At 71.9% G+C, this 15,481-nt stretch carries 13 protein-coding genes and 1 pseudogene; 11 read left to right on the top strand and 3 right to left on the bottom strand.

Features of this window, described 5'->3' with window-relative positions; genetic code table 11:
- Positions 1 to 565: 565 nt before the first annotated feature.
- Positions 566 to 1,975, bottom strand: coding sequence for an MFS transporter (locus QFZ82_RS26675; RefSeq protein ID WP_307715567.1), 1,410 nt, complete (start codon positions 1,973 to 1,975; stop codon positions 566 to 568).
- Positions 1,976 to 2,041: 66 nt separating this feature from the next.
- Here QFZ82_RS26675 and QFZ82_RS26680 point away from each other — a divergent pair, with 66 nt between their 5' ends.
- From QFZ82_RS26680 to QFZ82_RS26700, 5 genes are all read left to right on the top strand, one after another.
- Complete coding sequence (locus tag QFZ82_RS26680; protein WP_307715568.1) at positions 2,042 to 2,959, top strand: helix-turn-helix transcriptional regulator; 918 nt, start codon at positions 2,042 to 2,044, stop codon at positions 2,957 to 2,959.
- 83 nt (positions 2,960 to 3,042) lie between these two features.
- Entirely contained in the window at positions 3,043 to 3,771 is a 729-nt protein-coding gene (locus QFZ82_RS26685; RefSeq protein WP_307715569.1) for a hypothetical protein, read from the top strand.
- A 38-nt stretch (positions 3,772 to 3,809) separates the two neighbouring features.
- Complete coding sequence (locus QFZ82_RS26690; protein WP_307715570.1) at positions 3,810 to 4,163, top strand: cytidine deaminase; 354 nt, start codon at positions 3,810 to 3,812, stop codon at positions 4,161 to 4,163.
- A gap of 106 nt (positions 4,164 to 4,269) precedes the next feature.
- Positions 4,270 to 5,220 carry a GTPase Era gene (gene era, locus QFZ82_RS26695; RefSeq protein WP_307715571.1) on the top strand — a complete coding sequence of 317 codons (951 nt, stop codon included), beginning with the start codon at positions 4,270 to 4,272 and terminating at the stop codon, positions 5,218 to 5,220.
- Between the two features lie 264 nt (positions 5,221 to 5,484).
- A complete protein-coding gene (locus QFZ82_RS26700) occupies positions 5,485 to 6,165 on the top strand; it encodes a TetR/AcrR family transcriptional regulator (protein WP_307715572.1) in 681 nt (226 codons plus the stop codon).
- Here QFZ82_RS26700 and QFZ82_RS26705 read toward each other — a convergent pair.
- Positions 6,149 to 6,415: a protealysin inhibitor emfourin gene (locus QFZ82_RS26705; RefSeq protein ID WP_177152441.1), complete on the bottom strand. Its 267-nt coding sequence runs from the start codon at positions 6,413 to 6,415 to the stop codon at positions 6,149 to 6,151. The two genes, QFZ82_RS26700 and QFZ82_RS26705, sit on opposite strands and share 17 nt — an antisense overlap.
- A 78-nt stretch (positions 6,416 to 6,493) precedes the next feature.
- Positions 6,494 to 7,552 (bottom strand): M4 family metallopeptidase, encoded by a 1,059-nt coding sequence (locus QFZ82_RS26710; protein ID WP_307715573.1) that lies wholly within the window; start codon positions 7,550 to 7,552, stop codon positions 6,494 to 6,496.
- A gap of 326 nt (positions 7,553 to 7,878) precedes the next feature.
- On the opposite strand from QFZ82_RS26710, the gene leuA reads away from it, so the two are divergent.
- The 6 genes and pseudogenes from leuA to QFZ82_RS26740 all read left to right on the top strand — a co-directional run.
- A complete protein-coding gene (leuA, locus tag QFZ82_RS26715; protein ID WP_307715574.1) occupies positions 7,879 to 9,642 on the top strand; it encodes a 2-isopropylmalate synthase in 1,764 nt (587 codons plus the stop codon).
- Between the two features lie 236 nt (positions 9,643 to 9,878).
- Entirely contained in the window at positions 9,879 to 10,589 is a 711-nt protein-coding gene (locus QFZ82_RS26720) for a TerB family tellurite resistance protein (protein ID WP_373429327.1), read from the top strand.
- 204 nt (positions 10,590 to 10,793) lie between these two features.
- Complete coding sequence (locus QFZ82_RS26725; RefSeq protein ID WP_307715575.1) at positions 10,794 to 12,926, top strand: MMPL family transporter; 2,133 nt, start codon at positions 10,794 to 10,796, stop codon at positions 12,924 to 12,926.
- Between the two features lie 89 nt (positions 12,927 to 13,015).
- Complete coding sequence (locus QFZ82_RS26730; RefSeq protein ID WP_307715576.1) at positions 13,016 to 14,242, top strand: sensor histidine kinase; 1,227 nt, start codon at positions 13,016 to 13,018, stop codon at positions 14,240 to 14,242.
- Positions 14,239 to 14,898 (top strand): response regulator transcription factor, encoded by a 660-nt coding sequence (locus tag QFZ82_RS26735; protein ID WP_307715577.1) that lies wholly within the window; start codon positions 14,239 to 14,241, stop codon positions 14,896 to 14,898. Before QFZ82_RS26730 ends, QFZ82_RS26735 begins: the two co-directional genes overlap by 4 nt.
- A pseudogene (locus QFZ82_RS26740) lies at positions 14,894 to 15,442 on the top strand (serine protease); the annotation flags it as partial. The gene QFZ82_RS26735 and the pseudogene QFZ82_RS26740, both read left to right, overlap by 5 nt.
- Positions 15,443 to 15,481: the final 39 nt, after the last annotated feature.

Here is a 15,481-nt window from a genome sequence, read left to right on the forward strand (position 1 = left end):
CGGCGAAGCCGGGGAGCGTGCCCTCGGCCGGACCCCCGCGTCTCGATTTCCCCTTGCGGCCTAGGGGGCCTGGGTTGGTGTCCCTTGGCGAAGCCCGGCAAGGTGCCCCGGCGGGGCGAGGCACACGGCCACTGGCGGGCCTCTGCGTCTCGATTCCTCCCTACGGTCCGGCGGGCCTGGGTTGCGGGTCTCCCGGCGAAGCCGGGGAGCGTGCCCTCCACGGGTCCCGCGTCTCCATTTCCCCTGCGGCCTAGGGGCGTGGGGTGGGGCCCCTGGCAGCCAGGGAAGGCGCCCCGGCGGGGCGGGGAGGAGTGCCGCACCTGCGTATCGCACTCCTCATGCGGCCCGGCGGACGTGGGTTGGGTCTCCCGGCGAAGCCAGGGAAGGTTCCGTCGGCGGGGCTGGATTTCGCGGAGTGAGATCAGCCCGTCCGGTGATTGAGGACACCGCGCGCAGCGCGGTATGGGTCCGGGGCGAAGCCCCGGAGACCGTGCCCGCCAGGGCACAGGGCCAAGGGGGGCTGGGGCGGAGCCCCAGTTGTGGGAAGGGGCGGGGAGGGGAGAAGTCACCCCCGCCGCGACGCCCCCCGCAGCCCCGCCGCCACCACCAGCCCCGCCACCAGCACCACGCCCGCGTCGACCGACAGCACCAGCCGGACGCCCTCCAGCAGTGACGGGCCCGTCGTCGCGAGGACGCCGAGCAGGGGGATGCCCACCGTGACGCCCACCTGCTGCGTCGTCGTCACCAGGCCGGTCGCCAGTCCCTGTTCCTCGTCCGGTACCCCGGACGTCACCGTCACGCCGTACGAGATGATCGCGCCCAGGTGGCACATGCTCGCCAGCGAGACGCCGACCCCGGCCAGCAGCGCGCCCGACTCCGCGCCCACGCCCAGCAGGGCCGCGACGAACACGCCCTGGCCCAGCAGCGAGAACACCAGCGTCCGGTGCGCTCCGATGCGGCCGATCACCTTCGGCACCAACGCGCCCGCAAACACCGACACGACGCCCTGCACGCCGAAGACCAGGCCCGTGCCGAACGCCGAGAGCCCCAGCGACTCCTGGAGGTAGAGGGTGAGCACGAACACCACCGTGCTCATCATCGAGAAGGTCACGAGGCCACCCAGGTTGCCGAACGCGACCGTGCGGCGGCGCAGCATCGGCAGGGACACCAGCGGCGCGTCGCTGCGGGACTCGACGACGGCGAACGCGATCAGCAGCGCGACGCCCACGGCCAGCGTCACCAGGACGTCCGTGCCGCCGAAACCGCGGTCCGCCGCCGTGGACAGGGCGTAGATCACGGCGAGCAGGCCGCCGGTGACCGTCACCGCGCCGGGCACGTCGAGCCGGGGCCGCTCCGGCGTCCGCGACTCCGGCAGCAGGCGGGGCGCGAGCGGCAGGACGACCAGGGTGAAGAGCGCCAGCAGGCCCATCGTGGAGCGCCAGCCGAGCGTGTCGGTCATGACGCCGCCGAGCACCATGCCGATGGTGAAGCCCAGGGACAGCAGCGTGCCGCTGATCCCGAGCGCCCGGTCCCGCAGCGGCCCTTCGGGGAACGTCGTGGTGAGCAGCGACATGCCCGTCGGCACGATGACCGCCGCGCCCAGCCCCTGCAACGCCCGCCCGGCGAGGAACGACGCCGGGTCCCAGGCGAAGGCCGCGAGCAGCGAGGCGGCGCCGAAGACGGAGAGGCCCGCCAGGAAGAGCCTGCGTCGCCCGTACAGGTCGGCGATCCGCCCGAACAGCAGGAGGAAGCCGCCGGACGGCAGCGCGAAGGCGGTGACCGCCCACTGCAGGGCGGACCGGCTCAGCCCGAGGTCCTGGCCGAGGACGGGTAGTGCCACGTTCAGTACGGAGAAGTCGAGGGCGACCATGAACTGCGCGGCGCACAGGACGAAGAGGATCAGCCGGGACCGGCGGTCGAGTCCGGGTGGTGACGCGGTGCCGCGGGCCGTGGGGAGGGAGGTGTCGGTAGCCATGGCCCCACCCTCGGGCGGCCGGAACAGACGTGGGGAGCGGGAACTTATCCTGTTGGCCGCACCACCATGCTTACGGACAGGGGGAGTTGTGTGGGTACGTCGGTCGAACAGGACGCGATGAAGGCGCACCGGCTCGCCGAGCTGCGCGAGTTCCTGATGAGCAGGCGCGCGCGGATCAGCCCGGCCGAGGCGGGTCTGCCGGACGGCGGCGCCCGTCGCCGCACCCCGGGGCTGCGCCGGGAGGAGGTCGCGGTCCTCGCGGGCGTCGGCATCTCCTGGTACCAGTGGCTGGAGCAGGGCCGGGACATCACCGTCTCCCCGCAGGTGCTCGACTCGGTGGGCCGGGTGCTGAGGCTCAGCAGCACCGAGCGCCGCCACCTGTACGCCCTGGCCGGCCTCAACCCGCCCCCGCCCGAAGTGGATCCTGGCGACAAGGACATGTGCGCGGGTCTGCGGCGGCTGATCGACGCGTGGATGCCGAACCCCGCGCACATCATGGATGTCTACTGGAACACCGTGCTGTACAACGACGCGGCGGGCGCGGTGCTCGGCATGCGTCCCGACGTCGTCCAGAACTGCCTGCTCGCGTTCTTCACGGATCCGGTCTACCGGGCCCGCAGCTGCGGTTGGGAGGAGGTGGCCCCGCGACTGGTCGCCCAGTTCCGGGCCGCCTGCTCCGAGTGCCCGGACGACGAGGGCTTCCAGGAGGTCGTGGCGCAGGCGAAGGCGGTCAGCCCCGAGTTCACCGAGCTGTGGGAGCGGCGTGACATCGCGCCCGGCGGCCAGATCCGCAAGGAGATGGAGCACCCGCTGGTCGGCCGGCTGGTGCTGGAGTCGACCCAACTCCGTGTCCCCGCCCGCCCGGACCTCGTGATCGTGATGCACACCCCCGTACCGGACGCGACGGCGGACACGGCCGCGAAACTGGAGTGGCTGGCGAGCCCGGAGGGCCGGCGCGGTGCGATGTATCCAGTGGCGGGATGACCTCCGGTTCTGTGTATGGTCTGTGCGTCAAAGGGGAGGGGGGAAGCTCCCCGCGAGCTGTTTTCACCAGGGGAGATGACGCAATGCGTACCCGTATCCGCCGTAGCGCCGCCGCCGTTCTGACCGCTTCCGCTCTGTGTCTCGCGGGCACCGCCTGCGGTGCGGAGGACGACAAGAAGCCGAGCGCTTCCGCGGACAAGAGCGGCGAGAAGCAGGACGGCGCGAGCGCGCCGGCCGTGAAGCCGTTCACCGCCGAGCAGTTGAAGGCCGCCACGCTGGTGGCCGGCGACCTGCCCGACGGCTGGAAGGCGACCAAGACGCCTTCTTCCGGCGACCCGGCGCCGAAGGCCGACAAGCCGGAGTGCCAGCCGATCGCGAACCTGCTCGCCGACGACGTCGAGGGCGCCACCATGGGCGAGCCGGCCGACTTCGAGACCGCGGGCAGCGAGAAGGCCCTCAGCCAGGCCGTCTTCACCCTCGAGGGCACCGGCGCCGCCGACTTCACCAAGGCCCTCGGCACCGCGTTGGACGCGTGCCCGCAGCTGACGTTCACGCAGGACGGCGAGAAGAACGACGTCAAGATCGAGAAGGTGGCGGCCGGGAAGGTCGCCGAGGACTCCCAGACGTTCTCGATGACGATGAAGCTCCCGGGCCTCGGCGTGGACTACAAGGTGTACCTGCTGGTCGCCTCGCAGGGCACGGCTGTCTCCCGCGCCGCGTACATCCCGGGTGAGGACCCGGCTGCGGTGAAGGCGTTCGACGGCCTCGTCAAGGTCATCGGCGACAAGCTCGTCAAGGCCGCCCAGGGCTGACGTCGGTGTGTACTCGGGGCCGATCTATGCTCGGGAGCATGACGCAGAGCACCGACCTCGGCCCCGAGGACCGCAAGATCATCACGCTGGCCCGCAGTGCCCGGGCCCGCAACGGTGTGCCCGAGGGTGCCGCCGTGCGCGACGAGACCGGGCGGACGTACGTCGCCGGGACCGTGGCGCTGGACTCGCTGAACCTCAGCGCCCTGCAGACCGCGGTCGCGATGGCCGTGGCGTCCGGCGCGAAGTCCCTGGAGGCCGCGGCCGTCGTCTCCGAGGCGGACACCGCGTCCGACGCGGACCGCGCCGCCGTACGGGACCTGGGCGGCGCGTCCACCCCCGTGCTGCTGGCCGGGCCCGACGGCGAGCTGAAGTCCTCGGTCACGGCGGGCTGAACGGCCCATTCCGGCCCGTTCGTACGGCGTCACCCCCTCCGGGGTGGCGCCGTCGCGCGTCCCCGGCGGGTGAGCGCGTACCCGGGAGCACCTGGCATCAGGGACAATGGGCGCCATGAGCGCTCGTACCCAGTCCTCCGAAGCCCCCCACAGGGCCGGCTTCGCCTGCTTCGTCGGCCGCCCGAACGCGGGCAAGTCCACTCTGACGAACGCTCTGGTCGGCCAGAAGGTGGCCATCACCTCCAACCGGCCGCAGACCACCCGGCACACGGTGCGCGGCATCGTGCACCGCCCCGAGGCGCAGCTGATCCTGGTGGACACCCCCGGCCTGCACAAGCCGCGCACCCTGCTCGGCGAGCGGCTCAACGACGTGGTGCGCACGACCTGGGCCGAGGTCGACGTCATCGGTTTCTGTCTGCCCGCCGACGAGAAGCTCGGCCCCGGTGACCGGTTCATCGCCAAGGAGCTCGCCGGGATCAGGAAGACCCCGAAGGTCGCGATCGTCACCAAGACCGACCTCGTCGACTCCAAGACGCTCGCCGAGCAGCTCATCGCGATCGACCGGCTCGGCAAGGAGCTGGGCATCGAGTGGGCCGAGATCGTCCCGGTCTCGGCCGTCGGGGACAAGCAGGTGCAGCTGGTCGCCGACCTGCTGATCCCGCTGCTGCCCGAGAGCCCGGCGCTCTACCCGGAGGGCGACCTCACGGACGAGCCGGAGCAGGTGATGGTCGCGGAGCTGATCCGCGAGGCCGCGCTGGAGGGTGTGCGCGACGAGCTGCCCCACTCGATCGCCGTCGTCGTCGAGGAGATGCTCCCGCGCGAGGACCGCCCGGCGGACCGCCCGCTGCTGGACATCCACGCGAACGTCTACATCGAGCGGCCCAGCCAGAAGGGCATCATCATCGGCCCGAAGGGCAAGCGCCTGAAGGAAGTGGGCATCAAGTCCCGCAAGCACATCGAGGCGCTCCTGGGAACGCCGGTCTTTCTCGACCTCCATGTGAAGGTCGCCAAGGACTGGCAGCGCGACCCGAAGCAGCTCCGCAAGCTCGGATTCTGAGCCCCGGACTCGATTCCGGCGGCCGGAGGCCGAGGCGGTCGTCCGAGGCCGGTGAGGCCCCCTCGGGGCCGAGGCGTGCGAGGGCGGCCTATCGGAGTGGGGCCTTGAAGCAGCTCCGCGCGCTCGGATTCCGGCCCCGTGGCCTCCGCGTGGTGTGCCGGCTCCGTGTCCGGGCGCGGCAGGCCGGCCCGTCCTGTCAGCGGCATGATCCCCGCCGCCTCGGCGTAACGCTGTTATCCCCCATAACAGCGTTACGCTGCTGCCGTGTCAACCGCAGATTCCGTCGCCGGTCCCGCCTCCCCGCCCGGCTCCGTCCGACGCCGGCTCCTCGACGAGGCCGCCCGTGTCCTCGCCGAGCAAGGGCCCGCCGCGCTCAGCGCCCGCCGCCTCGTCAAGGCGGTCGGAGCCTCGACCATGGCCGTCTACACCCACTTCGGCTCCATGCCGAACCTGGTCCGCGAGGTGATGCGGGAGGGGTTCGAGCGCTTCCGCGCCCGGGCGCTGGCCGTGCCGCAGGGGGAGGACCCGGTCGCAACGATCGCCGCCCTGTGCCGCTGCTACCAGGACTTCGCGCGCGACGAGCCGCACGTCTACGCGGTGCTGTTCGGCGGCTCGACGCTGGCCGGTTTCGAGCTGGACGACGACGACCGCCGCATGGGCGTGTCCGTCCTGCGCTTCCCCCGCGACGCGATCCGCCGCAGCGTGGACAGCGGCCGCTTCCGGGCGGGCGCGGACGCGGACCTGCTGGTGCGCCAGCTCTTCGCGCAGATGCACGGGATCGCCCAGCTGGCCCGCGCGGGGTACATCATGGGCGGCTACACGGCCGACGACGTCCTGACCGGTGCGCTCGTCGACTTCGCCGTCGCGGCGGGCGACGAGCCGGAGCGCGCCGCCCGCTCGGTGATCGCAGGCCTCCGGCCGACCGGCGTCACGAACCTTCCTTGAGCACCAGCGAGATCAGGTCCCGCTGGGCCTCGGACAGCCGCGGATCGGAGCAGTACACCGTCCGCCCGTCGACCGTGATCTGGTAGCTGAACCCGTCGGGCACCCCGACCGGGGGCGTGTCCCGGCCGTCGGCCATCGCGCGCTCGGCCAGGCCCTGCACCTCGCCCGCGTCGTCGCGCCCGTCGGTCTCCACCTCGGCGAGCCGCTCGATCCCCGCGAACCCGCCCGTACGCCTTACCTGGATACGCATGGCAACCGTTCTAGTACGGATCGTGCGCATGCGACAGCGGGACGGCACACGGCCGCCCGCCGCTCCGCGCCCTCCGGCTCACCCGGCGGTCCCGACCCCGACCTGCGACCATGCCTTCAGCACCGCCTCGAGCTCCTCGCCCGCACCGAACCGGTCACGGGCGGCCGCGACCGTCAACCGGGCGAAACTGGCGAAGTCCGCGTCCACGCTCAGATCGCCGCCGGTCAGCACGTCGAACCAGATCTGCCCCGCCCGCTCCCAGGCCCGGCCGCCCAGGCGGGTGGCGAGCAGGTAGAAGGCGTGGTTGGGGATGCCCGAGTTGATGTGGACACCGCCATTGTCGCGGCCGGTGCGGACGTAGTCCGCCATCGTCGCGGGCTGCGGGTCCCTGCCGAGCACGTCGTCGTCGTACGCGGTCCCCGGTGCCTTCAGCGAGCGCAGCGCCACCCCGCTGACCCGCGGCGCCAGCAGGCCCGCGCCGATCAGCCAGTCCGCCTCGTCGGCCGTCTGCCCGAGGGTGTACTGCTTGACGAGTGAGCCGATCACGTCCGACACGGACTCGTTGAGCGCGCCCGGCTGGCCGAAGTAGCTGAGGTTCGCCGTGTACTGGGTCAGGCCGTGGGCCAGCTCGTGCCCGATGACGTCGACCGCGACGGTGAAGTCGAGGAAGATCTCCCCGTCCCCGTCGCCGAACACCATCTGCTCGCCGTTCCAGAAGGCGTTGCCGTACTTCTCGTCGTAGTGGACGGTCGCGTCCAGCGGCAGGCCCTCGCCGTCGACGGAGTCGCGCCCGTAGGCGGTCCGCAGCAGCTCGAAGGTGGCGCCCAGGCCCGCGTAGGCGCGGTTGACGGCGGCGTCGGCCACCGGCTCGTCGCCCTCGCCGCGCACCTTGGCGCCCGGCAGCACGGTGCCGTTCTGCGCGTCGTAGAGCGTGCGGCGCGGGCCCTCGGCATCGCCGGGAGCCGGCCGGGCGGCCGGGCCGAGAACGGTGGTCAGCCGCCGGCCGGTGCGCTGTGCGGCGTCCGCCTGCAGCGTGCGGCGGGCCGGGTCGGAGAGGGCGGGATCGCCCGACCGGGCGAGCTTGTCGAGGATGTGCGGCGGCACGATGCCGCAGAAGACCGGGGTGGGAATGTCCATGTCCGGCAATGTGGCAGTGTGTGCGGAGACTGTCACGGGATGCGACAGCGGTTAATGAAATGGAGTGATAGGACACATTTGACCGTTACTGATCGGTCGTCCCGCATACTGAAACGGGACGCACGCTCCCGCCGAGGCTCGGTTAGTCTTCTTCGCATCATGCGTTTCGGGCTGCTTCTCCTTAGCTGCCGCGGCGAGGGCCTGTAGTCGTAGGCCGACCCCCTCCCCGCGGAGTCTGGTGCTGCTTCGACACAGTCGGCCTCCCCCATAGGCCTCCGGCCATGGGAGGTACCCCCATCATTGATGGACCCGAGGAGCCCTACGCAATGTCTCAGTCGCAGTGGATCGGCCGCCCCACCCCGATCACCAACACGACGCACACGCAGAAGCCGTCCGGGATGCCGATCCACAAGTACGGCCGCTACGAAGCCGTCGACATCCCCGACCGCACCTGGCCCGAGCAGCGGATCACCAAGGCGCCGCGCTGGCTGTCCACCGATCTGCGCGACGGCAACCAGGCGCTGATCGACCCCATGAGCCCCGCCCGCAAGCGCGAGATGTTCGACCTGCTGGTACGCATGGGCTACAAGGAGATCGAGGTCGGCTTCCCCTCCTCGGGCGAGACGGACTTCGCGTTCGTGCGCTCCATCATCGAAGAGGGCGCGATCCCCGACGACGTCACCATCTCGGTGCTGACGCAGGCCCGTGAGGACCTGATCGAGCGGACCGTCGAGTCGCTGGTCGGCGCCAAGCGCGCCACCGTCCACCTGTACAACGCCACGGCTCCCACGTTCCGCCGCGTCGTCTTCCGGGGCTCCAAGGACGACATCAAGCAGATCGCCGTCGACGGCACCCGCCTGGTCATGGAGTACGCGGAGAAGCTGCTGGGCCCGGAGACCAGCTTCGGCTACCAGTACAGCCCCGAGATCTTCACCGACACCGAGCTGGACTTCGCCCTGGAGGTCTGCGAGGCGGTCTGCGACGTGTGGCAGCCCGGCCCCGGCCGCGAGATCATCCTCAACCTGCCCGCCACCGTGGAGCGTTCGACGCCGTCCACGCACGCCGACCGGTTCGAGTGGATGTCGCGCAACCTGACCCGGCGCGAGTACGTCTGCCTGTCCGTCCACCCGCACAACGACCGCGGGACCGCCGTCGCCGCCGCCGAGCTGGCCATCATGGCCGGCGCCGACCGCATCGAGGGCTGCCTGTTCGGCCAGGGCGAGCGCACCGGCAACGTCGACCTGGTCACCCTGGGCATGAACCTGTTCTCGCAGGGCGTCGACCCGCAGATCGACTTCTCGCAGATCGACGAGATCCGCCGCACCAGCGAGTACTGCAACCAGATGGAGATCCACCCGCGCCACCCCTACGCGGGCGACCTGGTCTACACCGCCTTCTCCGGCTCCCACCAGGACGCCATCAAGAAGGGCTTCGACGCGATGGAGGCCGACGCGGCCGCCGCCGGGAAGACCGTCGACGAGATCGAGTGGGCCGTGCCGTACCTGCCGATCGACCCCAAGGACGTCGGCCGCTCCTACGAGGCCGTCATCCGCGTCAACTCGCAGTCCGGCAAGGGCGGCATCGCCTACGTCCTGAAGAACGACCACAAGCTGGACCTGCCGCGCCGGATGCAGATCGAGTTCTCCCGGATCATCCAGGCCAAGACCGACACGGAGGGCGGCGAGGTCACCCCGGCCGCGATCTGGTCCGTCTTCCAGGACGAGTACCTGCCGAACCCGGACAATCCGTGGGGACGCATCCAGATCCGCTCCGGCCAGACCACCACCGACAAGGACGGCGTCGACACCCTGACCGTCGAGGCGGTCGTCGACGGCGCCGAGACGGTGCTGACCGGCTCCGGCAACGGTCCGATCTCCGCGTTCTTCGAGGCGCTGAACGCCATCGGCGTCGACGTACGCCTGCTGGACTACCAGGAGCACACCATGAGCGAGGGCGCGTCCGCGCAGGCCGCCTCGTACATCGAGTGCGCCATCGACGGAAAGGTGCTGTGGGGCATCGGCATCGACGCCAACACCACCCGCGCCTCCCTGAAGGCCGTCGTCTCCGCCGTCAACCGCGCGGCCCGCTAGTCAGCCCAGCAATCGGTCGCATCGCCGGTCGTGCTCGTATCCGAGCACGACCGGCGATTTTGCGCCGTTGTGCGCCCGATTGGGCATCGAGCGGATCCGGCCATGTCCGCTCGTACTCCGGTCGGGGTGCTGACGCCGCCTCAATCGTGTGGCTAACATCACGTCCACGCGGCAGCGTTGCCGCAGGGGGCACCGCCCGTGCCCGAAGGGCTACGGGGGAATGACGGAGGTGCGACGTGCTGCCAGCCCGAGGAATGTTCGGCCGCAAACTGCGGGTCTGCGGCATTCAGAGGGTGTGCGGCATTCATACGTCGTGGAGCACCGTCGGCGACGGGGAGTTCTTCTGCCCCGGCTGCGGAGGCGACCGGAACTACCGCCGCCGCACCGGCCGCCGCCGCTTCACCTTCCTCGGAGTGCCCCTGCTGCGCCGCGGTCTCGCCGGTCCCGTCGTCGAATGCGCCGCCTGTCACTCCCGCTTCGGCCCCGACGCGCTGGACCACCCGACCACCAGCCGGTTCTCGGCCATGCTCCGGGACGCCGTGCACACCGTGGCCCTCGCCGTCCTCGCCTCCGGCGGCACCTCCTCCCGCTCGGTTCGCGAGACCGCCGTACACACGGTCCGCGCCGCCGGGCTCGCCGACTGCACCGAGGACCAGCTGACCTCCCTCATCGAGGCGCTCGCCGCCGACACCGGTCGCTTCGTCGCCGACACCACCCCCTACGGCGCGGCCCTCGCCATCGAACTGCACGAGGCGCTGGAACCGCTCGCCCCCCATCTCGCCCCCGCCGGGCGGGAGTCGATCCTGCTGCAAGGCGCCCGTATCGCCCTCGCCGACGGCCCCTACACGCCGGCCGAGCGCGAGGTGCTGACCACCGTCGGCGCGGCACTGCAGCTCGGCGAGGACGACACCACGCGCCTGCTGGAAACGGCCCGCGCGCCCTTCTAGGTCCTCTCTTCCGGATCAGGCCGGCTCGCGTCGCCCAGGTCCTGGCGCACTCCTTCGGCCGTACTCCCCGGGGAGTAACCACGGGACCGGGCCGACCACGGCAGTAGCCCGCATCTCGCCCCCGCGCGCGACGAAAGCGCCCCCGGCCGCCGGGAGTCTGGTGACGCATCCAGCCACCGGACCCGTGACGAAGGGGAGGCGCCCATGGGAGCCGTACGGAGCGCAACAGAACCACCGCAGGTGAAGCCGCCCGCGCGCCACCGGGCCGTGGCCTGGGCGATCGTCCTGCTCTGGGTGGCTGTCGTCGCCCTCGCCGGCCCGTTCGCGGGCAAGCTGGGTGACGTCCAGCGCGACAACATCGTCGACTACCTGCCGGCGAGCGCCGACTCCACGCAGGTCGCGAAGATCCAGCAGGCCCTGCCCGGCGGCGAGTCCACCGACCTCGTCGTCGTCTTCCACCGCGACGGCGGGCTGACGGACGCCGACCGTGCCGACGCGCAGCGTCGGCTCGACGGGATCGCGGACGCCCACCCGCTCGCGAGCGGCCCGCCCCGGGGCGTGCCCTCGCAGGACGGCAGCACGCTGATGTTCCCGGTGTCCAGCAACGAACCCGGGACCGACAACGAGGCGCGCGCCGCGTTCGTCGAGGACGTGCGCGAACGGCTGGGCGACGGCGCCGGGGTGAGCGGGGGCAGGGAGGGCCTCACCGTCGAGGTGGGCGGGTCCGGCGCCCTGCAGACCGACATGGAGGCCGTCTTCGAGACCATTGACGGCACCCTCATGATCGCCACGGTGAGCGTGGTCGCCGTCCTGCTGATCCTCACCTACCGCAGCCCGTTCCTGTGGCTCGTGCCCCTGGCCGTCGTCGGCGTCGCCGCACTCACCTCGCGGGCCGTGATCTACGGTTTCGTCCAGGGCTTCGACCTCACCGTCACCAGCCAGAGCGGCGGCATCATGACCGTCCTCGTCTTCGGCGCCGGCACCGACTACGCGCTCCTGCTCGTCGCCCGCTACCGCGAGGAACTGCGCCGCGTCCAGCGGCCGTACGACGCCATGCTCGCCGCCCTGCGCGGCTGCGGACCCGCCGTCCTCGCCTCCTCCGGCACGGTCGCCGCGGGACTGCTCTGCCTGCTGGCCGCCGACCTCAACAGCGCGAGGGGGCTCGGGCCGGTCGGCGCGGTCGGCGTCGTCTGCGCGCTGGCCGCCATGCTCACGCTGCTCCCGGCCGTCCTGGTGCTCCTCGGCCGCCGCGTGTTCTGGCCGCTCGTGCCCGCGTACGGCTCCCGGCTCAAGCAGCGCCGCTCGCTGTTCACCGCGATGGGCGGCTCCGCAGGGCGCAGGCCCGGACTCGTCCTCGGCTCAGGCGTCGTCCTGCTCTGTGTGCTCGCCCTCGGTGTGCTCGGCCTGCCGGGCAGCCTGAGCCAGGAGGACGGCTTCACCGACCGGCCCGAGTCCGTCTCCGCGATGCGCACCCTCGCCGACGCCTATCCCGAGCGCAGCGCCCAGCCCATCAGCGTCGTGGCGCCGGCGGACCGCGCCGACCAGGTGCTCGCCGAGGCCCGCGCCACCGACGGCGTCGCCGCCGCCGAGGCCGGGCGCACCGGCGACGGCTGGACCGAGATCGCCGTCTTCGCGAAGGACGGGCCGGACACCGCCGGGGAGAGGGCCACCATCGAGGCGCTGCGTGCCGGCCTCGACGGCAGCCACGTCGGCGGGCCCAGCGCCCAGCAGCGCGATCTCGAGGAGACCAACACCCGTGACAGCCTCGTGATCATCCCCCTGGTGCTCGTCGCGGTCCTGCTCGTCCTGATCGCCCTGCTGCGCAGCCTCGTCGCCCCGCTGATCCTCATCGCCGCCGTCGTCGCCGTGTGGGGAGCGGCGCTGGGGCTCGGCGGTCTCGTCTTCGAGGGGCTCTTCGGCTTCGACGGCATGGACCCCGGACTGCCGTTGCTCTCCTTCGTGTTCCTCGTGGCGCTGGGCGTCGACTACGGGATCTTCCTGATGCACCGGATGCGCGAGGAGGCCCTGTCGGGCGCCGACCCGGCCGCGGCGGCGCTGACGGCGCTGCGCACCACGGGCGGGGTGATCGCGTCGGCGGGCCTCGTGCTGGCGGCGACGTTCGCGGTGCTGATGAACCTGCCGCTGGTGGCGCTGGTCGAGATGGGCTTCGTGGTGGCGGTGGGAGTGCTGCTGGACACGTTCCTGGTGCGGACGTATCTGGTGACGTCGGCGAGTGTGCTGCTGGGGCGGCGGGTGTGGTGGCCGGGGGCGCTGAGCCGGCGACCGGGCGTCGCGCCGATGGCGCCGGAGGCGCCGCAACCGGCAGGCCGGTTGTAAGGACCCCACCCCGCCCTCCCCTAGGGCCGCCAGGCCGTAGGTGGAGGGCGGGGTGGGGAAAAGGCAGGCAACGCGACCAGGATGGAGCCGTGCAGGATTCACACACCGCCCCGCGCCCCCGCCTCGGCGAACGCGTGCTCACCGCGGTGAGCCGCGACCCTCTCACCGCACCCCACCGCGCCCGCAACGACGCGATCCTCGCCGCCGTCGTCGGGCTCGTGTCGTTCCTCCTCGCCCTGTTCGTCGACGAAGGGCGCAGGCCCGACGCCCTGGGGTGGGCGCTCCTCGCGGGGACGGCCTTGCCCCTCGTGTGGCGGCGGTCGCGGACCGGCCTCGTGCTCGTCGCCGTGCTGCTGTGCGTCGCGCCGTACCACGCGCTCGACAACGCCCACGCCGCCCCCGTCCCGGCATCGCTGCTCGCCCTGTACACGTTCGCCGCCACCGCCCGCCCGCTGCACACGCTGCTCGTCGGCGTCGGCGTCATCGGCATCATGCTCACCGTGATGTTCGGCGTCGGGGCCCACGAGGGGCTGGAGGCCCTGAGAACCTCGGGCTGGATCCTCGCCGTCCTCGTCCTCGGCGTCGACGTGCGTGTCTACCGCCTCTACATCGCCTCCGTCGTCGGCCGTGCCGAGCGTGCCGAACGCACCCGCGAGGAGGAGGCGGCCCGGCGGGTCGCGGAGGAACGGCTGCGCATCGCCCGGGACCTGCACGATCTGCTCGCGCACTCCATCACCCTCATCGGCGTGCAGACCTCGGTCGCGTCCCACGTCCTGACCGTCGACCCCGACCGCCTCGACCGCGCCCAGATCGCCAAGGCGCTCGACGACATCGCCGAAACGTGCCGCACGGCGCGCGGCGAACTGCGCGCCACGTTGGAGGTGCTGCGCGCCGACGGACCCGACGGGGACGGGCCGTTGCCCGGCCTCGCCGCGCTGCCCGGTCTCGTACGGGCAGCCGGGGCGCGGCTGACCCTGGACACCGGGGAGGGGGCACTGCCGCCCGCGGTGGAGGCCGCCGCGTACCGGATCGTGCAGGAGTCGCTGACCAACGCCGTACGGCACGGCGGCGCGGGGGCCTGTGTCGACGTCGCCCTGGAGCGGCGCGGAGAGGAACTGCGTGTCACGGTCACCGACGACGGCTCATCGTCTCCCGCGGCCGAAAAGCCGTACGGGTCCTCCGGCTTCGGCATCATCGGGATGCGGGAGCGTGCCCGCAGCGTCGGAGGGACGCTGTCGGCCGGCCCGCGCACGGACGCGGCCGGCTTCGAGGTCGCCGCGATGTTGCCCCTGCAGCCCACGGAGGCCGCCGCATGATCCGCGTACTGCTCGCCGACGACCAGACCCTCGTACGCGCCGCGTTCGCGATGCTCGTCGAGTCGGCCCGTGACATGGAGGTCGTCGGTCAGGCCGGGACCGGTGCCGAGGCCGTCGAACTGGCCCGCAGCGAACGGGCGGACCTCGTCGTCATGGACATCCGCATGCCCGAGCTGGACGGCATCGAGGCCACGCGGCTGATCGCCGCCGACGAGGATCTCGCGGGCGTGAAGGTCCTGGTGCTCACGACGTACGACACGGACGAGCACATCGTCGAGGCGCTGCGCGCGGGCGCGTCGGGGTTCCTGGTGAAGGACACCAGGCCGGCCGATCTGCTGGCCGCGATCCGGACGGTCGCGGCGGGGGAGTCGCTGCTCTCGCCGGGGCCCACGTCCCGCCTGATCGCCCGTGTCCTGAGCGCGCCCCGGCTGCCGTCCACGGGCGGCCCCGACGGTCTCACGGACCGCGAGCGCCAGGTCCTGACCCTGGTCGCCCGCGGCCTCAACAACACGGAGATCGCCGAGTCCCTGGGCCTGAGCCCGCTCACGGCCAAGACGCACGTGAGCCGGATCATGGGCAAGCTGGGCGCCCGCGACCGGGCCCAACTCGTCATCGTCGCCTACGAGTCGGGCCTGGTGACGCCGGGCGGCGAGTAGCGCCGCGACGAGCGGGCAGAGGTGCTCACGGCGCGACGTTGTGGTTGAGCCGGAACAGGACACCGACGTCTCGCTGTACCAACTCACCAGCACCTACGGGCAGATCGAGTCCCGCTACGGCCTCAGGGCGCTGGAGCTGAACGACGCCCGTCCGGCCGCGGGCACGGCCATCAAGGTCGTCTCGGGCTACTGGAAGCGGATCTACAGCTGCGACATCGACGGCTTCGCCCACCTTCTCAAGGAAGGCGCCTGGACCTGGAAGGACTCGATCCGTTACACCTCCAGCTGCGACACCATCGGCGGAACCTCCGGCTCCCCGGTCGTCGACGCCGCCACCGGCAAGGTCGTCGCCGTCAACAACACGGGCAACGAGGACGGCGGACGCCGCACGGACAACAACCCGTGCGAGGTCGACGAGAGCGGCAACGTGACGGTGCGCGAGGGCATCAACTACGGGCAGCAGACCCACACGCTCGGGCCCTGTATCGGCCCCGGCAGCCGGATCGACCTGAACCGGGCGGGCTGCGCGGTCCCCAAGCCGTAATGCGCAGGACGGCCGGTTCCGGGGCCGCGAGCCCCGGAA

Source organism: Streptomyces sp. V4I23, from assembly GCF_030817975.1.
Taxonomy (GTDB): domain Bacteria; phylum Actinomycetota; class Actinomycetes; order Streptomycetales; family Streptomycetaceae; genus Streptomyces.